The organism is Nocardioides sp. (assembly GCF_029937575.1).
In the GTDB taxonomy this organism is placed as follows: Bacteria; Actinomycetota; Actinomycetes; order Propionibacteriales; family Nocardioidaceae; genus Nocardioides.
In genome coordinates this window covers 1-18,898 of record NZ_JAPYPS010000072.1, presented here as the reverse complement: position 1 = coordinate 18,898, position 18,898 = coordinate 1, and the positions used below count along the sequence as shown (strand labels likewise).

The following is an 18,898-nucleotide window of genomic DNA, read 5'->3' as shown; positions in this document are numbered from 1 at the left end:
GGCTCGGGGTCGACGGTCCACAGCGTCTCGAAGAGTCGGTCCATGTCGGGGACGTCGACCTGGCCGGGGAGCTCCCAGGCCGTCAGAGCCATCCCGAGGTCGGGGGTGTCGCAGACGACCGCCCACTCGCGGATCATCGGTGCGTCAGGGGCGAGCGGGATGCAGACGGGGGGCTCGTCGGCCACGGCGTCGAAGTCGGCGAAGACGAAGGTCGAGGCGGAGACCCGCGCGATCTCGGTCCACCGGGCGCGAGCGGACTCGAAGCGGACGACCTCCTGGAAGGCGCCGAAGACGTGGCCGCGCTTGGCTTGGGCACAGAACTCGTCCTCGATGGCCCAGGACATCCCCAGCAGCGTGCTCTTGGCGAGCTGGGTCGGTTGCAGGGCGGGGTGGGTCTCGCGCAGGCGCGCGAAGACCGAGTCCCTGCCGATCGGCGCGGACGACGTCTCGCCGACCGCTTGTGCGACCGCCACGTCCAACCGGATACCGGCCTCACGGAGCCCGACCACCCGGCGTACGGCTGCGACGTCCGCGGCGCCGAAGCGGCGGTGCCCGCTCGGGAGCCGGGTGGGTTCGGGGAACCCGTGCCGGGTCTCCCAGATCCGCAGCGTGGCGGCCGAGACGCCCGTCGCATCAGCGAGGTCGCCGATGCTCAGCTGGGGTTCGTCGGGGTCGGACGCCACGGTGAGGCCTCTCGGTCGGGGGATCGCTCGTCGGTGTCACGGGCACGGTCGGACTCGGGGGCAACCTACCGAACCTCCACAGGTTGTGGAGAAATCTGTGCACGATGCCGCCGAGGGGGTCAGCCGACCAGAGCCTCCGGCCGCTCGCCGAGACCGTGCTCCAGCGCCCAGAGCATCGCCTGGGTACGACGCTGGACGCCCATCTTGCGGTAGGCGGTGCGGATGTAGGTCTTGACCGAGTTGATGCTCAGCGCCAGCTCGTCGCCGATCTCGCGGTTGCTCATGCCGGCCACGATCAACGAGACGATGTCGCACTCCCGGGCGGTGAGCACCTTGAGGGCCGCCTCCGGCCGGGCCGCCGCTCCGGCGGCCTCCTCCGGCGCAGGCTCGGGGTCCCGGGCCCCCTGGGCCTGGTCGATCGTCTCTCCGGCGAAGCGCCCGGCCACGAGGTCCTCGAGGTCCACGACAAGCCGCGAGGCGGTGACGCGCTTGCTCAGGTAGGGCCGCGCCGTCGGCAGCGGGAGCTGAGCGGGCTCGGCCCAGCTGAACACGGCGGTCTGGGCCGCGGAGCTGCGCTGCAGGTCGCGCAACAACGACTCGGCGGTACCGCACAGACCGAGCGGCTCGTAGAGCACGACGTCGAGCGCGTCGGGCCGAGCGATGGCCTCACGGTGCTCCACCAGGAGCACGCGCTCGGCGAAGGGCTCGAGCAGTGCCCGGAGGCCCGCCGTCGCCAGGTCGGAGTCGTCGACCAGCGCGATCTTGAGGGGTGCTGTCCTGCCAGTGGTCTCGCTCATGCTCACTCGCTCCTCCGTGATCGGGGGAGGCCGGTGCCGGCCACGGCGGCCGCACGCTTTCCTCACCCTGATGTTGAAGAACGTACTCGAAACTTCTACATGATGTCTAGTATTTCACCCGGCCGGGTGACCACGCCGCTCGGCCAGGGCTCGCCCCAGGTCACGCCCCGACCGCCACGCGGTCTCGACCTTGGCCGTCGGACCCCATCCGTCCCCGCACACGCCGAGGCCCCCGTCGGTCAGCAGGTACGGCGCCGGGCGCTCGGCGATCGGGCGGGCCAGGGACCAGCGGTGGACGTGCGTGCCCAGCGGGAGCGGGACACCCAGGTGGCGCTGCAGCGCGGCCAGCATCGCCGGAGCCGCTCCCGAGGGCTCGGCGAGGTGAGCGGCGGCGAGCGTCGGCGTCGAGTGCGCCACCAGGACCGGAGCATCGTCGCCGCGGCGCCGGCCGTCGTCGGCCACGAAGCTCAACGCCGGGTCGTCGTTGACGAAGGCCCCGTGGAAGCGGCCCTCCGGGGCGACGTGGTCCCAGGTGCGCTCGGCCCACCACGCCACCAGCGCCACGATCGGCTCCGAGGGGTGCTCCAGGGCGGGCACCTCGGCCCGCAGCGTCGGGCCCAGCAGGCGTGCGGCCTGCTCGTCGGGCATCGCCAGGACCACCGACGAGGCGGGCTCACCGTCCACCAGGAGTCGGCCGTCGGCGTCCCGGTCGACACGCGCCACGGCGCGGTGCTCGAGCGGCAGACCTTCGGCGAGGTCCTCCACGAGGGAGCGCAAGCCGCCGCGGGCACCCCACCGCATCGGTCCGGTCGTGCTGCCGGGGGCAGCCTCGGGAGCGAGGACGGTGAACGTGTCGGTCCACTCGTGGGCCAGGCCACGCGAGCGCCAGTCGCGGACGACGGCGGCGAAGTCGTCATCGGAGGTGGTGAGGTACGAGGCTCCCAGGTCGGTGGGTCGGTCGTCGAGCCGCTTGGCCCCCATCCGCCCGCCGATCCGGTGCCCTCGGTCGACCAGCCGCACGGGCACGCCGTCCGCGCTCAGCTCTCGAGCACACGCGACCCCGGCGATCCCGGCCCCCACCACGACGACCGGTGCCTGCTCCATGCGCTCAGCCTGGCAGGCCGGCTCCCCTGCGCTGCTCACCCCGGAGTGCGGCGGCCTGCGAGGCGACGATCGCCGCCATCGCCGGACGGGCGCTGCGGCAGAAGTACGGCACGCTGAGGAAGCCGTGCGGCATCAGGTGGAAGTCCTCGACGCGCGCGTGACCACCAGCGGCGGCGAGCGCTTCGGCGTACTCGACACCGGCGTCGTGCAGCGGGTCCAACCCGGCGACCACGATCACGGCCGGCGGCAGGCCGGACAGGTCCGCGGCGTGGCGCGGCGACATCCGCCAGTCCGTGCGGTCGGCGGACTCGTCGACGTAGTGGCGCAGGAAGACGTCCATGTCGGCGTTGCTGAGGATGATCCCGCGGGTGTTGGCGAGGTACGACGCGCTCTCGCGCAGGGCGTCGGTCAGGTCGGTGGCCGGGTAGACCAGGGCCTGGTGGGCGATCTCCGGACCCCCTTCATCACGCGCCATGAGGGTGACGACCGCCGCCAGGTTGCCCCCGGCACTGTCACCCATCACCCCGATCCGGGCCGGGTCCCCGCCGAGCTCGTCGGCGTGCGCGGCCGTCCACAGCAGGGCCTCGTAGCAGTCCTCGATGGCGGCGGGGAACCGGTGCGTCGGGGCGAGCCGGTAGTCGACCGAGACCACGAGAGCCTCGAGGTCGGCGGCCACCGTCGAGCAGATCCAGTCCCCCTGGCGGGCGTTGCCGAGGGCGAACCCGCCGCCGTGGAAGTTGAGGACCACGGGCAGCGGTCCGCCGCCCGGTCCGCGCCCGGCCGGCGCATAGATCCGGACCGGCAGCTCGCCGTACGCCGTCTCGATCGTGCTGCTGGTGATGTCGACACCGGCGCGCGCGTGGCCGAGGAACAGCCCGGCGACCCAGGCCGCCGGGCCGGCGTCGGGGATCCGCGCCGTCTGGACCTGCTCGAGCCGGGCGGCATCCATGTGCTCGATCGACAGTCCCTTGTTGGCCTTCATCAGCCGGTCGATCACGCGGACGCCGGCCGGGAGCTTGAGGTCACTCATGGGACCGATTCTGACAGGAGACCCCAGCGTCGGTGACCCTTCAGGCAGGCGTGCGGCGCACGACCAGGTAGCCCGCGGCGCACAGCAGGGCCCCGGCCACCAGGCTGGGCAGTCCGATCGCGACCAGCGCCGGAGAGTCACCGAAGAAGTCCCCGACGTCCGACCAGGCGTCCAGTCGGCCGAGGAGCACGACGAGACCTCCGACCAGCAGGGCCGACGCGATGAGCCCCAGGAAGATCCCGGCACTGCCCCACCGCTTGGCCACCGCCCCCCACAGCAGGCCCGCTGCGCTCACGAGGAGGAAGGGCGCTGCGTAGACGAGGACCTGGGACAACGGGTCGCCCGTGACGAGGAAGTCGACGCCGAAGAAGTGCAGCGTCAGACCCCACCCGTCGGTGGCGTCCTCGATCGCCAGCAGGACCGTCAGTCCGATCCCGTAGACCAGCGCCTGGCCCAGCGCGCCGAGAGTCGCTGCGGCGTAGAAGGCGCGTCGGGTCACGCCCAGTCCCAGCGAGAACGGCAAGAACTGCGACACCGTCTGCATGGCGACGATCAGGGCCACGACGTAGAGCGACGCCAGCCCGCCGGTCGTCGGATCGTCGGTGTCGATGAAGGCGAAGACGACCAGGTTGATGACGAAGGCGGAGGCGAGCACCGCCCAGGGCCACACGAGAACGGCGCGACTGAGGTACTGGACTCGTGCGGCGTCGAGCACGCGGGACCAGCCGGTCCGGGGCGCGCGGACCTCGTCGCTGAGCGCGAGGGCGTGGGTGAGAGTCATCGGGTCCCCTCCGGGATGACGCGGGGCTCCGGTGCCCCTCGGCGGTCTGAGTCCTCGGGCTCGGACGAACCCTGCGTGGTGGCCTGCGTCGTGGCGCGCACGACGTACTGCTGGAGCGAGACGGGCTCGAGGGTGAGGCCGAGCTCCTCGGCCCACCTGCGGTCGCCGGCCTCGAGGGCGCCGTGCACCGTGACGCGCTGCACGTTGCCGAGTCGTTCGACGTGGGAGCACTGACGGGCGGCCGCGAACGTGTCGACGTCGTCGAGCGGACCGGTCACCGTGGTGGCCAGCCCGCGCAGGGCCTCGGCGTCCTCGTCGATCAGGACCCTCCCCCCGTCGAGCAGCACGACGCGCTCGATCAGGTCGCCCACCTCGTCGATGAGGTGGGTGGAGAGCACGAAGGTGCGTGGGTGCTCGGCGTAGTCGGCCAGCAGACGGTCGTAGAAGATCTGTCGGGCGACCGCGTCCAGGCCGACGTACGGCTCGTCGAAGAGGGTGAGCGGTGCGCGGGAGGCGAGGCCGACGACGACGCCGACGGCGGAGCGCTGCCCGCGCGAGAGCTTCTTGACCCGGCGCCCGCGCGGCACTGCGAGCTCCTCGAGCAGCGAGTCGGCGAAGGACTCGTCCCAGTTGGGGTAGAGCAGCGCGGCGGCCTTCAGCACGTGAGCGACACAGAAGTCGGGCGGGTAGGACTGACCCTCGCTGATGAAGGCGACCTGACCGAGGATCCGGTCGTTCTCCAGCGGGTGGCCGCCGAACACCTCGACGGTGCCCGTGGTGGCGAAGTCCTGGCCGGTGAGCAGGCGCATCAGGGTGGTCTTGCCGGCGCCGTTGCGCCCGAGCAGCCCGTAGATCGTCTCCTCGTGCAGGTCGAGGTCGACGTCGTCGAGCGCGACGACGTCCGCGTAGGCCCGGCTCAGCGCGCGTACGGCGACCACGGGCGCGGCCGTCGGAGCGGTCGTGGCGGGGCTCATCCGTGGACCGCCGCGGTCTGGATCATCTCGGTGAGCTCGGCCGGGCCGACGCCCAGCTTGCGCGCCTCGGCGACGAGCGGGTCGACGTACTGGCGGACGAACTGCTCCCGACGCCGATCGAGCAGCATGGCGCGGGCGCCCTCGGTGACGAACATGCCTATTCCCCTTCGCTTGTGCAGGACACCGTCGGCCACGAGCTGGTTGAGCCCCTTGGCCGCGGTCGCTGGATTGATCCGGTGGAAGGCGGCGAGCTCCGTGGTGGAGGGCGCCTGGGTGCCTTCGAGCAGCGAACCGTCGACGATCGAGCCTTCGATCTGCTCGGCGATCTGCAGGAAGATCGGGCGGCCCTCATCCATGGAGAGCTCGTCGGAACTTCGTTGGTTCATTACTCATGTAACTAACCATGCAACCAGCGGGCGTCTCTGTCAAGCGAAGGCCCCGGGCACCCGTGGCCCGGGGCGCACGCGTCAGGCGGCGGACACCGCCCCGTCCTGGGCTGCCCCGTCCTGGGCTGCTCCGTCCTCGGCCGCTCGGGGCTCCAGCGCACCCGCGACCACGTCGAGGACGTCGGCGACCGGGTGCACCGTGACAGCCTCCAGCACGTCGCCCGGCACGTCGTCCAGGTCGGGCTCGTTGCGCAGCGGCACGAACACGTCGGTCAGACCGGCGCGCTGGGCGGCGAGCAGCTTCTGCTTGAGCCCGCCGATCGGCAGCACCCGGCCGTTGAGCGTGACCTCCCCGGTCATCCCGACGTCGGAGCGGACCGGGCGGCCCGTCGCCAACGAGGTCAGTGCGGTGACCATCGTGATCCCGGCCGAGGGGCCGTCCTTGGGCACGGCACCGGCCGGCACGTGGAGGTGGATGGCCCGGTCGAGCGTGGCCGGATCCACGCCCAGCGCCTCGGCGTGGGCACGCACGAAGGTCAGCGCGATCTGCGCGGACTCCTTCATCACCTCGCCGAGCTGACCGGTGATGGTCAGCCCCGCGGGGCCGTCGTGGGCGGTGGCTTCGATGAACAGGACGTCGCCCCCGAGCCCGGTGACGGCGAGCCCCGTCGCGACGCCGGGCACCGTCGTCCGCTCCGCGGCCTCGGGCGTGAAGCGCGGTCGACCGATGAGGGCCTTGAGGTCGGGCTGGTCGACGTCGATCCGGGTCAGACCGGCCTCGGTGGCCAGGCGGGTCGCGGCCTTGCGCAGGGTCTTGGCGAGCAGCCGTTCGAGCTGTCGTACGCCGGCCTCCCGGGTGTAGTCGGCGGCGAGCTCGCGCAGCGCGGCCTCGCTCAGGGTCACCTCGTCCGCCTCGAGAGCGGCGCGCTCGAGCTGGCGCGGCAGCAGGAAGTCGCGAGCGATCGCGACCTTGTCGTCCTCGGTGTAGCCGTCGAGGGTGACCAGCTCCATCCGGTCGAGCAGGGCACTCGGGATCTGCTCGACGACGTTGGCGGTCGCGATGAAGAGCACGTCCGACAGGTCGAGGTCGAGCTCGAGGTAGTGGTCGCGGAAGGTGTGGTTCTGGGCGGGGTCGAGGACCTCGAGCAGGGCCGCTGCGGGGTCGCCGGAGTAGGCGCCGTTGCCGAGCTTGTCGACCTCGTCGAGCAGGACGACCGGGTTCATCGAGCCGGCCTCCTTGACCGCTCGCACGATGCGGCCGGGCAGCGCCCCGACGTACGTCCGCCGGTGACCTCGGATCTCGGCCTCGTCACGGACACCGCCGAGGGCGACGCGCACGAACTCCCGCCCCAGCGTGCGGGCCACGGACTCGCCCAGGGACGTCTTGCCGACGCCGGGAGGTCCGGCCAGCAGGATCACCGCACCCGAGCCACGTCCGCCGACGACCTCGAGGCCCCGCTCGGCGCGACGCGCCCGCACGGCGAGGTGCTCGACGATGCGCTCCTTGACCTCGTCGAGGCCGTGGTGGTCGGCGTCCAGGACGGCGCGGGCGGTGGGCAGGTCGGTGGAGTCGGTGGTGCGGGTGCTCCACGGCAGGTCCAGGACCGTGTCGAGCCAGGTGCGGATCCACGAGGTCTCGGGGCTCTGGTCGCTGGAGCGCTCGAGCTTGTCGACCTCCTTGAGCGCCGCGGCTCGCACGGCGTCGGGCAGGTCGGCGGTCTCGACCCGGGCGCGGTAGTCGTCGGCGCCTTCCGGTTCGCCCTCGCCGAGCTCCTTGCGGATCGCGGCGAGCTGCTGGCGCAGGAGGTACTCGCGCTGGGTCTTCTCCATGCCGTCCCGCACGTCGTCGGCGATCTTGTCGGTCAGGTCGGCCTCGGCGAGGTGGTCACGCGTCCAGGCGGTGACCTTCTCGAGGCGCTGCTCGACGTCGGGAGTCTCCAGCAGCTCGCGCTTGCGCTCGTCGGAGAGGTACGGCGCGTAGCCGGCCGTGTCAGCGATGGCGCTGGGGTCGGTGAGGCGGTGGACGGTGTCGATGACCTGCCAGGCCTCGCGGCGCTGGAGGACGGCCACGACCAGGCGCTTGTACTCCTCGGCGAGCTCGGTCACGTGAGAGCTCGGCTCGCCCTCGGGATCGGCGACCGGGTCGACGTCGACCCAGAGAGCGGCGCCGGGGCCGCTGACCCCGCTGCCGATGCGGGCACGCCGTACGGCCTTGAGGACAGCGGCGGGCGCTCCCCCGCTCAGCCGGCCCACCTGCTCGATCGTGGCGACCACGCCGGACGAGGCGTAGCGGTCGTCGAGACGCGGGGCGACGAGCAGCTGGGAGTCGGAGGACGCCTGGGCGGCGTCGATGGCGGCGCGGGCGGCCTCGTCCAGCTCGACCGGCACCACCATGCCGGGCAGGACGACGAGGTCGGTGACGAACAGGACGGGAAGCGATTGGCTCATACCCGCTCAACGGTGGGGCTGTCGCGTCCTGTTCCGGTGTTCGTCGTGGGCGAACACGGACTCGTCGGTAGCCTTCTCCGGGTGAACAAGCGAGCACTCGTGCGGCGCCCCGGGCCGCGGTTGGCGGAGGGCCTCGTCACCCACATCGAGCGGTCGAGCATCGACCTCGACCTGGCGCAGCGGCAGTGGGACGACTACGTTGCCGCGCTGCACGACGAGGGCTGGGAGACGATCGAGGTGCCGCCGGCCGACGACTGTCCCGACGCCGTCTTCGTCGAGGACGCCGTGGTGGTCTACGGCGACCTGGCCATCATCGCGCGACCGGGCGCCGACGAGCGCAAGCCCGAGACGGCCGCGGTCGAGGAGACGCTGCGCGACCTGGGCTACCGGATCGCCCGCATCGAGGAGCCCGGGACCCTCGACGGAGGTGACGTCCTCAAGCACGACGGCACCGTGTGGGTGGGGCTGGGTGGCCGCACCAACCAGCCCGGCCTCGACCAGCTGACGGCGCTGCTGGGTGGGGTCGGCGCACGGGTGGTCGGCGTACCGCTCACGAAGGTGCTGCACCTCAAGTCGGCCGTCACCGCGCTGCCCGACGGGACAGTCGTGGGCTACCCGCCCCTCGTCGACGACGCCTCGGTCTGGCAGGACTCCCCGGGCTTCCTCGACGTCCCCGAGGAGCCCGGCTCCCACGTCGTGCTGCTGGACGACTCGACGGTGCTGATGTCCACGAGTGCACCCCGTACGGCGGACCTGTTCGCGGCGCGCGGGCTGCGCGTCGTCGCCGTCGACCTGTCGGAGTACGAGAAGCTCGAGGGCTGTGTGACCTGCCTGTCGGTGCGGCTGCGTGGGTGAGCGGGTGGGCGATCCTGTGGAACGCGTGCAGCCACGCTGAGCGGTGGGGTCGTGTCGATCGGCGGAGCACGGCATCCTTGACCCGTGTCAGGAGGTCGCATCGTCTTGCTGAACGGCGCTTCGAGCGCGGGGAAGACCTCAGTGGCCGAGGCGTTGGCGGATGTCATGCCAACGCCCTGGCTCGTGATCCCGGTCGATCTCTTCCATAGCATTCGCAGCAGGCCGCCCCAGGAGAACCTGTCGGAAGCGGCATGGCGAGAGACCTTTCGACGGACCCGTCGGCCTACCACCGTGCGCTTGCCGGCGCTGCGCAGGCTGGCTGTGACGTCATCGGCGACCACGTGCTCTCCGAGTCGTGGCGGCTCGCCGAGCTCCTCGATCTCACGGTCGAGCTGGACGTGCTGCTGATCCACGTCACCTGCTCCGTGGACGTCCTCGAGCAGAGGGAGCGTCGTCGCAGCGATCGAGACGTCGGCACCGCGCGAGCTCAAGCATCGATGGTGTTCGCCCACGGCGACTGCGACCTGGAGGTAGACACCGGCGGCCAATCCCCGCGGGAGTGCGCGGCTCGGGTGGCGCAGCTGATCGCGTCCCCGCCCGACGTCACCGCCTTTGAGCGTCTGCGACGCCGCGGGCGATAGGGACCTCACGTCGTCGGGTTGCCTCTGAGTCGATTGCGGTGAAAGACGCAGCCGCAAGTTCGACGGTCCCGAATGAGGATCCCCGATCGGCACTCATCTGTCTTCACCGAGTGTTCCTGGGTGTCGTTTCGACGCCGCGCGATCACTGGGGTCACTGGCCTGCGTTGTCCCCCGGCCCGCTGAGGGCTTCGATGAGCTGGTGAAGGGTCCGTTCGAGGTCCTCCCGCTGCTGCAGGGTCAGGCCGGTCAGCAGGCGGTGCTCGGTCTGCAGATGGTCCGGCAGGGCTCGGTCGATGGTTGCCCGGCCGGCGGTCGTGAGTGTCGCCAGGACCCCACGGCCGTCGCGGGTGTTGGGCGTGCGCGCGATCAGGCCGCGAGCTTCCAAGCGGTCCAGACGTTGGGTGATCGCGCCAGAGGTGATCATCGCCGAGCGCATCAGCTGGGTGGGGGTCAGCTCGTACGGTGATCCCGCTCGGAGCAGGGTGGCCAAGACGTCGAAGGACGCGGCGTCCAACCCGTGCGTGGCGAAGGTCTGCGCAAGCTCGGCATCGATCAAGCGGGAGGCGATCGACAGGCGCCCGATGATGGCCATCGGCGAGACGTCCAGGTCGGGGCGCTCTGCATGCCACTGCTCGAGAACTAGGTCGACGTGGTCACCACTGGCGCGGCAGGCGGCCAGAGCCTCGCGGAGTCCGGGGCGTTCGCGGTTGGTACCGGTCAGACCGTGATCGACGTAGATCCGCTCGGCCTCGACCCCGAGGCCGAGGAGACCGTCGCGTTGGGCGGTGAGGTCTTGTTGATCGGTGGAGCATCGGGCGTACCCGACGAGTAAGGCGCTCATGGCGCACCTCCGGGTTGTTGGCCGGCTCGAGAGGCGGTTCTCCGGTCGCCGGCGGCGGCGATCTGCCGCTTCTCGCAACTTAAGTTGCCCTGCGGATCGTGGCAACGCATGTTGGAGGTCGTGGAGCCGCTGATCACCGCCAGCGCTCGCAAGCACGGCATCACCGACGACGACATGCTCCACGCGTTCAACCACCCGATCAGCTACGAGGACCTCGACGAGGGCTTCGTGATGATCATCGGACCCACCCAATCCGCCCGCCTGATCGGACTCGGGTTCATCGACACCGACCACGGACCGGTCATCGTGCATGCGATGGCCGCCCGCAGAAAGTACCTGAGGTGATGACCATGCCCCGCAGCCTGCAGGAGATCCTCGAGCACGCCGACCAACTCGAGCGTCGCTTTGCCGACCACGAACCGGCAGATGTGCGCGACGCCGAGCCGCTCCACGCGCTGCGCGACGCAGTCACCGAGCGCGCCGCCACCGAGCGACGCATCTCCGAAGCAGTCACCAACGCCCGACAGGCAGGCGTGTCCTGGTCCGCCATCGGTGGAATGCTCGGCACCTCTGGCGAGGCGGCGCGCAAGCGCTACGCCGTCAGCGCCAAGACCGCCTGACGAGCCGGGACCGCCGGGCCATACCGCAAGCGGATCCACACACGGACACACTCCTGCTAGCATTGCTGGCAGGAGGTGCATGACATGGCTGCGATCAGCGTGCGAGATCTGGACGAGGATGTTGCCGGTCGCCTGAAGGTGCAGGCGGCGCAGCACGGACGGTCCATGGAGGCAGAGGTTCGGGCGATTCTCACCGATGCCGTCGCCGTCGGCGACGATGAGCGCCTGAACCTCGCCCAGGCCATCCGGGCGCGTTTCGTCTCCGTCGGGGGCGTCGAGCTGGACATTCCACCTCGGCGAGACTTGCCTCGTACGGCTGATCTTCGCGCTTCGTCATGATCGTCATAGATACGAACGTCATCTCGGAGATGATGCGTGACAACTCCGACCCGACGGTTCTCGAGTGGACCGCCACCGCCGGCCAACTGCATACGACGACCATCACGCTCGCCGAGGTCGAATACGGGATCGCTCGCTTGCCTGCGGGCCGCCGGAGAGATCAGCTCACATCGTTGGCGACCGAGCTGTTTGCCGACCTCCAGGATCTGATCTTGCCCTTCGATGTCCGGGCTGCGCACCGATACGCTGAGATCGTTGCTGGCCGTGACGCAACAGGGCGTCCCATCGCAACCGCAGACGCGCAGATCGCCGCTGTGTGCGCGGCTCGGGAGGCCACCTTGGCCACCCGCAACATCAGCGACTTCGAGTCAACCGGCATTGGCCTAGTAGATCCGTGGCAAGCGCTGCTCCGGTAGGTGATCGGTGAGCGAGACGGCGAAGGCCCTCTCAGCGCCTGTAGGCGTCGCTGCGTCGGTTTATGTGCACGATCTCCACCGTGCGGGCGTCTTCAACGACGCCGTAGATCACCCGGTAGTCACCTCGACGAGCCGAGTGCAACCTGGCGAGCTCGCCGCGGAGGGGCTTGCCCACTCGCTGTGGATTGTCAGCGAGAGGCCCGAAGATGAACTCGCCGCAGGCCGTGGCGATCTTCTCTGGCAATCGCTGTAGATCGCGTTCGGCTCGAGCCGTGACTCGGATCGAGTACCGCTCCTGCACTCAGGCGATCCCGTAGCGGGACTTGAGTGCGTCGTTGTCGGCGAAGCGGCCTGCGGCGGCGTCAGCGAGGCCCTCGTTGATGGCTTCAGCAGCGCCGGGCGTTCCGAGGATCTCCAAGGTCTCCTCGATGGCGGCGAGATCGTCGGCGGAGATGAGAACCGCAGCCGGGTGGCCGTGACGGGTGATGGTCACCCGCTGGTGGGTGCGTTCGACCTCCGAGACGTACTCAGAGAGCCGGTCTCGTGCGTCGCCAAGGGGAACAGCGGTCATGCACATAGTGTAGCCAAAAGACCGGGCAAACCTCGACTTTGAGCCGCGGCAAACATGACCCTCCCAGGTGGGCCGTTGCGAACACGGACTGCCGCCCTTGCAGCCGAATGCCCGAAGCGCCTTGCTGATTGAGTCGGGCGCTGCCCGATGCTCGAGTCGACGCGTTCCGCGATGCGACCGGGCCCACTTTGGAGGTGCGCCAGGAGCGCCCTGCTTGTCGGGTACGCCCGATGCTCCACCGATCAACAAGCCCTCACCGCCCAGCGCTATGGCCTGCTCGGCCTGGGCGTCGAGTCCGAGCGGATCTACGTCGATCACGGCCTGACCGGCACCAACCGGGAACGACCTGGGCTACGCGAGGCTCTCGCCGCCTGCCGGGCAGTGGGTGTCCGTACGCCCAGGACGCATCCCACAATGGGATGCGCTGCGTACGATGGTCCCATGAGCACTCAAATAGCTGTTCGCCTCCCCGACGAGATGGTCGCTTTCCTCGATCGAACCGTCGCCACCGGAAAGGCCTCGAGTCGTGCAGCGCTTGTCGCGGCGGCGGTGGAGCGTGAGATGCGTCGACAGGCCGCCGAGCACGACGCAGAAGTCCTGCGCGAGAACGGCAGCGCCGACGACCTGGACGACCTAGTGCGGTGGAGCAGCACCCATCTCGAGGTCGTGGACTGATTCGGTGCGCGAGATCTGCTTGGTACGTCTCGACAAGACCCGGCCGGCCCTGGTCCTGACCCGAGAGGTAGCGCGGGCGGCGATGACCAAGGTGACCGTCGCACCCATCACCACCACCATCAAGGGTCTGTCCAGTGAGGTCCGAGTGGGAGCCGACAACGGCCTGGACCACGACTGCGTGGTCGCGCTCGACAACGTCGTCACCGTCCCGGCCGACCTCCTCGGTCGCACCATCGGATACCTCAGCACAGCACAAGAGTCTGAACTGGCACGCGCCGTCGTCCTGGCCTATGACCTCGAGTTGCCGCTCCTCGATTGACGCAGAACGCAGACCCCGCGCAGCGCCGCACCCGCGCATATCAAGCATGGTCGGACGGAATCCTCGAGGCGGCCTAGAAGGACGTTCTAGGCAGTGCGACGCGCCCCGCACTTGTGTTCTGAGATCCTCGGCCTACGTCCTCATGGGGTAGGTCTGGCCGGTGGCGTGGGCTTGGTGGTGGTGGAAGGGGCACAGCAGTACGGCGTCGAGGGTGTTGGTGTGCCCGCCGTCGGACCAGGGGGTGGTGTGGTGGACGTGGCAGAACGCCCCGGGGATGTCGCAGGAGGGGTGTTGGCAGTGCTTCTGCTCGACGAGCAGCGCGAGGCGTTGGGCCGGGGTGTGGAACCGGGTGCCTCGGCCGAGATCGAGGACATGCCCGCCCGTGTCCATCACCGCGGGGAACACCTTCGCCTCGCACGCGAGGCGGAGGAGCTGTCCGGGTGAGACACCGGTCCCGGTCTCGGTGTGACCCGCCTTCTCCGCACCCTGGGTGAACGTCTCCGCCTCGGCGGTGATCACGACCGTGGCGGCGAGTCCGCCTTGCTTCGGCAGACCGTCGGTGCGGTAGCGCTCGATGTACTCCATGAACGCCAGACCCAGCTTGTGTGGGGTGGGCTTCTCGTAGTCGTAGGCACCGGCACCCTCAGTGGCACGCACGTGCTTCGGCGAGGCCAACGCTTGGAGGGCCTTGCGGAACATCTCGGCCTGCAACTCGGGGAGCACGAAGTTGCCGCGGATGGTGCCGTCGCCACCGTTGCGGAACGTGATCTCGGCCTTCTTCCGGGCCTCGGCCTCCAGGTCGGCCAACCGCTTGGCCTCACGAGCCTCAGCGGTCTCGGGGTCGAGGACCTCGAACAGCTTCTCCCCCAACCGACGCAGCTCGTAGGCATCGAAGTGCGCAGCCTGCTCGATGAGGTGCTTCTCCGCCACCTCACGCTCGGAGGCGAGGTCGTCGTCCAGGTTGTCGACCGCAGCCGTGATCGCTGTTGCCTGCTCGGCCAACACGTCACCACGGGCGACGGCCTCACGGGTCGGCTCGTGGGCGGACAGCGACTTCGCCAGCTTCGTGTGACGGCCAGCCTCACCCTTCGTCATCCGAGTCGTCCGCGCCAACCACGCAGACAACGACGACGCACCCAACTGACCCGGCAGGTCCAACGACTCCGCCTGCCCCAACAGCCGGGTCTCCACCTCGGACAACCGGGCCAGGTCAGCACTCAACCGGGCGATGGCGGCCTCGGTCTCCTCGGCGCTCAACGACCACGCCGGAGCATCCTTGATCGCGTCGAGCTCTGCCTCCAGGGCATCGAGGCAGACCAGGACCGGGTGACCCGTCCCGGTGCCGTCGAGGTGCCTGCTCATGGGACCATACAAGCACCCACCACCGACACTGCCAGACAGTCAATCTGGCTCAACCATGGGGGTTGTGGACAACCGCGCCATCCACAGGGGCTGTGGATGTTTCGTGGGTAGGCGGGCGTGCTGGAGGGCGCTCAGGTCGCCGGGTCTCGAGGTTCGTCGCTGGCGCTCCTCACACCTCGACCACCGTCTGGGTCGGGGTGCTGGAGGGTGGTCGACCCGCGGGGTTTCGTCGACGCTCGCTGGCGCTCGCCGCTCAACCTCCGGGCGCTAGCCTGGCCTGGTGCACCGGATCTTCACGACGAGCGTCGCCTCGGTCTACCCCCACTACGTCGCCAAGGCCGAGCGCAAGGGCCGCACGAAGGCGGAGGTCGACGAGGTGATCGCGTGGCTCACCGGGTTCGACGAGGCAGCGCTGCGCGAGCACCTGGCCGCCGAGACGACGTTCGAGGACTTCTTCGCCGACGCCTCGCTGAACGAGCGGGCCACCGCTGTCACCGGGGTCGTGTGCGGGGTCCGCGTCGAGGACGTCGAGGACCCGCTGATGCAGAAGATCCGCTACCTCGACAAGCTCGTCGACGAGCTCGCCAAGGGCAAGGCGATGGACAAGGTGCTGCGCAGGGCATAGTCACCCGGGACGGAAGGAGCACGACATGGTGGCGAGCAAGTCTGCCCGCGAGCGCAAGGCGGCCGTCGAGGCCGGTCCGTTGGCGACCGTGAAGATCGACCTCGATGCCCAGGGCGGGTTCGCCTACAAGATCAGTTGTACGGCGTGCACGACCACCGTCGCGGGCAAGGAGAAGACCAGGAGCCAACGCCCGTGGTCGGCGTACCGACCGGGCGCCGACAACGGCTACCTGGCTGCGATGGACCGGTGGGTCTTCCATCTCCACGAGCAGCACGCCGACACCGATGCCACGGAGGCACCGTGCCTGGCCTACCTCGCCGAGGCCCAGCAGCGACTGCACGAGCGTCGGCTCGAGCAGGAGGCCCGCGGCCGATAGGCGCGGTCTCGGTCGATCCTGGTCGGACTCAGCCGTCGGTGGCCATCGTGGCCGCGCACGCCGTGCACGTGCCGAACAGCTCGACGGTGTGGCTCACGTCGCTGTAGTCGTGACGCTCGGCCATCGACTCGGCCCACTTCTCGACGGCCGGGCCGGAGATCTCCACGGTGTGTCCGCAGTGCCGGCACACCAGGTGGTGGTGGTGGGAGGGACTGCAGCGTCGGTAGACGGCCTCGCCGGCATCGGTCTTGACGCTGTCCAGCTCACCGGCGTCGACCAACCACTGCAGGCTGCGGTAGACGGTGGTCAGTCCGATCGTCTCGCCGGCCGAGCGGAGCGCCTCGTGGATCTCCTGCGCGCTGCGGAAGTCGTCGGCGCCGGCTATCTCGGCCTCGACCGCACGCCGCTGCCGCGTCGAGCGGGCCGACGTACCGGCACCGGACGACTCGCGCTGGGTCGGGAACTGCTCGGCCTTCACGCCCCTCAACCTACCGTCCGGGCCCACGCGACTGTGACCTTCGCCTTCCGCCACGCGCCACACTGGGGAGGTGACGGACAGGGCCCTGGCGTGATCACACCGACGCACTTCGTGATCAATGCCGGGCTCGCCCACCGCCTGCGTTCGCGGCCGCTGCTCGCGAACCCGCTACGACGTCGCCTCTTCCTCCTCGGGGGAGTCGCTCCCGATCTCGGCCTGTTCGTGATGACGCTGCTGGCCGCCGCCTACTACCCGCTCGTCGACGGTCTCTCGCGCGACGAGACGTTTCGGCTGATCTTCGACGACCTCTTCTACAACGCCCCGGCCTTCGTCATCGCCCACAACCTGCTCCACGCGCCCCTCGTCCTCGCGGGCCTGGCCGGGATCGGCGCGTGGCTGCGCCGCCGTACGACTCGCGAGCGACTCGGCGGCGCCCTCCAGGCCTTCGCGATCGGTTGTGCGGTGCACACGGCGCTCGACATCCCGGTGCACCACGACGACGGGCCGCTGCTGCTCTTCCCGTTCGAGTGGTCGGTGCGCTACGCCAGTCCGGTGAGCTACTACCAGTCCGACCACTACGGCGACATCGTCGAGCCGATCGACCTGGCGATCACCCTGGTGGGGCTGACGGTGATCGCCATCGCGTGGGCACGTCGCCGCAGGCGGCGCCACGTGCGACATGATGTCGCAGGTGATCGACTTCAAGCTGACCCGGACGACGTCCGCCACCCCTGAGGCCGTCTTCGACGCCCTGACCGACCACGCGTCGTACGCCGCGATGACGCCGCTGCGCTCCAGCGAGCTGATCCAGCCGGGCGAGCCCGCCCCGAACGGCGTCGGCGCGCAGCGCAAGCTCGGTCTCGTCGGGCCACCGCTGGTCGAGGAGGTCACCGAGTACGTGCGCCCGAGCCGCTTCGCCTACAAGCTCGTCAGCGGCCTGCCCGTGCGCAACCACACCGGCGTCGTCGAGATCACCGGCCTCCCCGAGGGGAGCCGGGTCGACTACCACGTGCAGTCGACCCCGACCGTGCCCGGACTCGGACTGGTGATGGGCCCCATCGTCAAGCAGGCGATCAAGGGGCTTCTCGACGGCGTGATCAAGGCCGCCGAGAAGCGCTGACCCTCGGTCGGGTGTCGTGCCGGCCTGCCGGCCGACTCAGAACGGGAGCGGGAGCGGGAAGCCGCCCCCGTCGTCGGTGCCGCTCTCGACGGGCTCGCCGTCGACGGTGAAGACACCGCCGTCGTTGTAGTTGTTGCTCTTCTCCGACGCCTTGTTCTTGCGGATCGTCACGTCGGTGATGGTCAGCGTGCCGGTCTCGCTGTTCCACAGACCGCCGCCCTGAGCCGCGGCCTTGTTGCGCACCGTCCTGCCGCCGTCGTAGGTGACCGTGGCCTCTCCGGTGGCGTGCAGCCCACCACCGTTGCCGGGAGCCTTGCCGGTCGTGTTCTCCACCAGCTCGACGTCCATCAGCGCGACGGTGCCGGCGCTGGTCTCGATGCCGCCCCCGGCGCGCTTCGAGGTGTTGCTGGCGATCGAGGAGTCGGCGACCTCCAGGGTGCCGTTGACGTTGAGGATGCCTCCCCCGGAGCCGAGCTCGCCGGTGGCCTCGTTCCTGCTCACCGTCGACCCGGTCACGCGGAGCTCGCCGCCGTCGTTGTAGAGGCCGCCGCCACCCTGGTCGGCCTCGGCACCGCTCCCCTCGTTCTGGGAGACGACCGAGTTCTTGACGGTCATCGTTCCCTCGGCGGAGTTCCACAGTCCGCCGCCCTCGGCACCGGCCTTGTTCTTGACGACCTTGGAGTTGCTGACCTTGACCGTGCCGGAGCCGGTCAGGTGCAGCGCGCCGCCGTTGCCGGGCTCATCACCCGTGGAGTTCTTGGCCAGGGCGCTGCCGCGCACGACGGTGCGCCCCTCGAGCGCCTCGATCGCACCGCCGGCGCGGACCGAGGCGTTGCCGGCCAGGCGGGACTTCACGACGACGACCTTCCCGCCGTCGTTGAAGATCGCACCGCCCGAGGCGAGCTCGCCCGTGACCTCGTTCTTGGTCAGCGTGACGCCCTTGGCCTTGAGAGTGCCGGCGACGCTGATCGCTCCGCCGCTCTCGGTTGCGGCGGGGGCGCCGCCGATGAGCTGCACGTTGCGCAGGACGAGCTCGGCACCCTCGACGACGTCGAAGATCCGGTCCACCCCGTTGGCGTCGATCGTCTGCCCGGCACCGTTGAGGACCAGGTCGTCGGTGACGTCCAGGTCGCCGACACCCGCGCCGCCGTTCTTCTTCTTCGACTTCGCGAAGGAGATGTCGGCGCTGAGCCTGACCACCTGCGTGCCGTCGCGCTTGTTGGAGCGCATCACGGCCGTCCGCAGCTGCTTCTCCGTGGAGACCGTCGCGGCCTTGGTGCCGGGCTTGAAGACGACGTCCGCCGCCGCGGCACCAGGTACGGCGGCGGTGGCGGTGGCGGTGGCGGTGGCGGTGGCGGGCACGCCGGCGAGAGCGAGCGCGAGCAGTCCCGCGCTCGCGATCCCGACGGTCCGGCTCGACGTGGATGGTGTGAGTCCCATGAGGTTCCCCCTGCTAG

Annotated in this window: 26 protein-coding genes and 2 pseudogenes; 14 read left to right on the top strand and 14 right to left on the bottom strand. The window is 70.0% G+C overall.

The genetic code is table 11. From position 1 onward, the window contains the following. The 8 genes from Q1K33_RS17865 to lon all read right to left on the bottom strand — a co-directional run. Nucleotides 1-683, bottom strand: a 683-nt coding sequence (locus Q1K33_RS17865) for a DICT sensory domain-containing protein (protein ID WP_300406097.1), incomplete at its 3' end; no start/stop codon positions are given. Nucleotides 684-802: 119 nt separating this feature from the next. Further along, on the bottom strand, nucleotides 803-1,480 hold the full coding sequence (locus tag Q1K33_RS17860; protein ID WP_300406096.1) for a response regulator transcription factor: 678 nt from the start codon (nucleotides 1,478-1,480) through the stop codon (nucleotides 803-805). Nucleotides 1,481-1,594: 114 nt separating this feature from the next. Further along, the gene (locus Q1K33_RS17855; RefSeq protein WP_300406095.1) at nucleotides 1,595-2,584 is read right to left on the bottom strand and encodes an FAD-dependent oxidoreductase; all 990 of its coding nucleotides are present in this window, start codon (nucleotides 2,582-2,584) and stop codon (nucleotides 1,595-1,597) included. A 4-nt stretch (nucleotides 2,585-2,588) separates the two neighbouring features. Further along, nucleotides 2,589-3,614, bottom strand: a complete 1,026-nt coding sequence (locus tag Q1K33_RS17850) for an alpha/beta hydrolase (protein ID WP_300406094.1) — start codon at nucleotides 3,612-3,614, stop codon at nucleotides 2,589-2,591. A 40-nt stretch (nucleotides 3,615-3,654) separates the two neighbouring features. Next, the gene (locus Q1K33_RS17845; protein ID WP_300406093.1) at nucleotides 3,655-4,395 is read right to left on the bottom strand and encodes a hypothetical protein; all 741 of its coding nucleotides are present in this window, start codon (nucleotides 4,393-4,395) and stop codon (nucleotides 3,655-3,657) included. Then, on the bottom strand, nucleotides 4,392-5,369 hold the full coding sequence (locus tag Q1K33_RS17840; RefSeq protein ID WP_300406092.1) for an ABC transporter ATP-binding protein: 978 nt from the start codon (nucleotides 5,367-5,369) through the stop codon (nucleotides 4,392-4,394). The genes Q1K33_RS17845 and Q1K33_RS17840 overlap by 4 nt, the downstream gene beginning before the upstream one ends. Then, nucleotides 5,366-5,725: a GntR family transcriptional regulator gene (locus Q1K33_RS17835; RefSeq protein ID WP_300406091.1), complete on the bottom strand. Its 360-nt coding sequence runs from the start codon at nucleotides 5,723-5,725 to the stop codon at nucleotides 5,366-5,368. Before Q1K33_RS17835 ends, Q1K33_RS17840 begins: the two co-directional genes overlap by 4 nt. 111 nt (nucleotides 5,726-5,836) lie before the next feature. After that, nucleotides 5,837-8,203 carry an endopeptidase La gene (gene lon / locus Q1K33_RS17830; protein ID WP_300406090.1) on the bottom strand — a complete coding sequence of 789 codons (2,367 nt, stop codon included), beginning with the start codon at nucleotides 8,201-8,203 and terminating at the stop codon, nucleotides 5,837-5,839. An 81-nt stretch (nucleotides 8,204-8,284) separates the two neighbouring features. On the opposite strand from lon, the gene ddaH reads away from it, so the two are divergent. The 3 genes and pseudogenes from ddaH to Q1K33_RS17820 all read left to right on the top strand — a co-directional run bounded on the left by ddaH (nucleotide 8,285) and on the right by Q1K33_RS17820 (nucleotide 9,699). Beyond that, nucleotides 8,285-9,058, top strand: a complete 774-nt coding sequence (ddaH, locus tag Q1K33_RS17825; protein ID WP_300406089.1) for a dimethylargininase — start codon at nucleotides 8,285-8,287, stop codon at nucleotides 9,056-9,058. A gap of 84 nt (nucleotides 9,059-9,142) precedes the next feature. Further along, nucleotides 9,143-9,259 (top strand): annotated as a pseudogene (locus tag Q1K33_RS20785) (chemotaxis protein); the annotation flags it as partial. Between the two features lie 50 nt (nucleotides 9,260-9,309). Beyond that, on the top strand, nucleotides 9,310-9,699 hold the full coding sequence (locus Q1K33_RS17820; protein WP_300406088.1) for a hypothetical protein: 390 nt from the start codon (nucleotides 9,310-9,312) through the stop codon (nucleotides 9,697-9,699). A gap of 151 nt (nucleotides 9,700-9,850) precedes the next feature. Here Q1K33_RS17820 and Q1K33_RS17815 read toward each other — a convergent pair whose 3' ends face one another. Next, nucleotides 9,851-10,540 carry a MarR family transcriptional regulator gene (locus Q1K33_RS17815; RefSeq protein WP_300406087.1) on the bottom strand — a complete coding sequence of 230 codons (690 nt, stop codon included), beginning with the start codon at nucleotides 10,538-10,540 and terminating at the stop codon, nucleotides 9,851-9,853. Nucleotides 10,541-10,648: 108 nt separating this feature from the next. Here Q1K33_RS17815 and Q1K33_RS17810 point away from each other — a divergent pair, with 108 nt between their 5' ends. The 4 genes from Q1K33_RS17810 to Q1K33_RS17795 all read left to right on the top strand — a co-directional run bounded on the left by Q1K33_RS17810 (nucleotide 10,649) and on the right by Q1K33_RS17795 (nucleotide 11,915). After that, the gene (locus Q1K33_RS17810; protein ID WP_300406086.1) at nucleotides 10,649-10,885 is read left to right on the top strand and encodes a hypothetical protein; all 237 of its coding nucleotides are present in this window, start codon (nucleotides 10,649-10,651) and stop codon (nucleotides 10,883-10,885) included. Between the two features lie 5 nt (nucleotides 10,886-10,890). After that, nucleotides 10,891-11,160 (top strand): hypothetical protein, encoded by a 270-nt coding sequence (locus tag Q1K33_RS17805; RefSeq protein ID WP_300406085.1) that lies wholly within the window; start codon nucleotides 10,891-10,893, stop codon nucleotides 11,158-11,160. Between the two features lie 84 nt (nucleotides 11,161-11,244). Further along, the gene (locus Q1K33_RS17800) at nucleotides 11,245-11,499 is read left to right on the top strand and encodes a plasmid stabilization protein (RefSeq protein WP_300406084.1); all 255 of its coding nucleotides are present in this window, start codon (nucleotides 11,245-11,247) and stop codon (nucleotides 11,497-11,499) included. Then, a complete protein-coding gene (locus Q1K33_RS17795; RefSeq protein WP_300406083.1) occupies nucleotides 11,496-11,915 on the top strand; it encodes a type II toxin-antitoxin system VapC family toxin in 420 nt (139 codons plus the stop codon). The genes Q1K33_RS17800 and Q1K33_RS17795 overlap by 4 nt, the downstream gene beginning before the upstream one ends. Nucleotides 11,916-11,946: 31 nt before the next feature. Here the strand turns inward: Q1K33_RS17795 and Q1K33_RS17790 are convergent, their stop codons facing one another. Together Q1K33_RS17790 and Q1K33_RS17785 are read right to left on the bottom strand one after the other, a co-directional pair. Then, nucleotides 11,947-12,216 carry a type II toxin-antitoxin system RelE/ParE family toxin gene (locus tag Q1K33_RS17790; protein WP_300406082.1) on the bottom strand — a complete coding sequence of 90 codons (270 nt, stop codon included), beginning with the start codon at nucleotides 12,214-12,216 and terminating at the stop codon, nucleotides 11,947-11,949. After that, nucleotides 12,217-12,486: a type II toxin-antitoxin system Phd/YefM family antitoxin gene (locus tag Q1K33_RS17785; protein ID WP_118921637.1), complete on the bottom strand. Its 270-nt coding sequence runs from the start codon at nucleotides 12,484-12,486 to the stop codon at nucleotides 12,217-12,219. 147 nt (nucleotides 12,487-12,633) lie between these two features. Here Q1K33_RS17785 and Q1K33_RS17780 point away from each other — a divergent pair. From Q1K33_RS17780 to Q1K33_RS17770, 3 genes and pseudogenes are all read left to right on the top strand, one after another. Further along, a pseudogene (locus tag Q1K33_RS17780) lies at nucleotides 12,634-12,855 on the top strand (recombinase family protein); the annotation flags it as partial. A gap of 72 nt (nucleotides 12,856-12,927) precedes the next feature. Continuing rightward, a complete protein-coding gene (locus tag Q1K33_RS17775; protein ID WP_300406098.1) occupies nucleotides 12,928-13,161 on the top strand; it encodes a ribbon-helix-helix domain-containing protein in 234 nt (77 codons plus the stop codon). A gap of 4 nt (nucleotides 13,162-13,165) precedes the next feature. Then, nucleotides 13,166-13,480 (top strand): type II toxin-antitoxin system PemK/MazF family toxin, encoded by a 315-nt coding sequence (locus Q1K33_RS17770; RefSeq protein ID WP_300406081.1) that lies wholly within the window; start codon nucleotides 13,166-13,168, stop codon nucleotides 13,478-13,480. 132 nt (nucleotides 13,481-13,612) lie between these two features. On the opposite strand, the gene Q1K33_RS17765 is transcribed toward Q1K33_RS17770, so the two are convergent. After that, nucleotides 13,613-14,842 (bottom strand): HNH endonuclease signature motif containing protein, encoded by a 1,230-nt coding sequence (locus tag Q1K33_RS17765; protein WP_300406080.1) that lies wholly within the window; start codon nucleotides 14,840-14,842, stop codon nucleotides 13,613-13,615. A 280-nt stretch (nucleotides 14,843-15,122) separates the two neighbouring features. Here Q1K33_RS17765 and Q1K33_RS17760 point away from each other — a divergent pair, with 280 nt between their 5' ends. Next, a complete protein-coding gene (locus Q1K33_RS17760; protein WP_300406079.1) occupies nucleotides 15,123-15,467 on the top strand; it encodes a DUF2200 domain-containing protein in 345 nt (114 codons plus the stop codon). 25 nt (nucleotides 15,468-15,492) lie between these two features. Continuing rightward, complete coding sequence (locus tag Q1K33_RS17755; protein WP_300406078.1) at nucleotides 15,493-15,843, top strand: hypothetical protein; 351 nt, start codon at nucleotides 15,493-15,495, stop codon at nucleotides 15,841-15,843. Between the two features lie 28 nt (nucleotides 15,844-15,871). Here the strand turns inward: Q1K33_RS17755 and Q1K33_RS17750 are convergent, their stop codons facing one another. Next, nucleotides 15,872-16,321, bottom strand: coding sequence for a transcriptional repressor (locus tag Q1K33_RS17750; protein ID WP_300406077.1), 450 nt, complete (start codon nucleotides 16,319-16,321; stop codon nucleotides 15,872-15,874). 90 nt (nucleotides 16,322-16,411) lie between these two features. On the opposite strand from Q1K33_RS17750, the gene Q1K33_RS17745 reads away from it, so the two are divergent. Together Q1K33_RS17745 and Q1K33_RS17740 are read left to right on the top strand one after the other, a co-directional pair. Next, nucleotides 16,412-17,056 carry a hypothetical protein gene (locus Q1K33_RS17745; RefSeq protein ID WP_300406076.1) on the top strand — a complete coding sequence of 215 codons (645 nt, stop codon included), beginning with the start codon at nucleotides 16,412-16,414 and terminating at the stop codon, nucleotides 17,054-17,056. Continuing rightward, nucleotides 17,013-17,441 (top strand): SRPBCC family protein, encoded by a 429-nt coding sequence (locus tag Q1K33_RS17740; protein WP_300406075.1) that lies wholly within the window; start codon nucleotides 17,013-17,015, stop codon nucleotides 17,439-17,441. The genes Q1K33_RS17745 and Q1K33_RS17740 overlap by 44 nt, the downstream gene beginning before the upstream one ends. A 36-nt stretch (nucleotides 17,442-17,477) precedes the next feature. Here the strand turns inward: Q1K33_RS17740 and Q1K33_RS17735 are convergent, their stop codons facing one another. After that, nucleotides 17,478-18,881, bottom strand: coding sequence for a right-handed parallel beta-helix repeat-containing protein (locus tag Q1K33_RS17735; RefSeq protein ID WP_300406074.1), 1,404 nt, complete (start codon nucleotides 18,879-18,881; stop codon nucleotides 17,478-17,480). Between the last annotated feature and the right edge of the window lie 17 nt (nucleotides 18,882-18,898).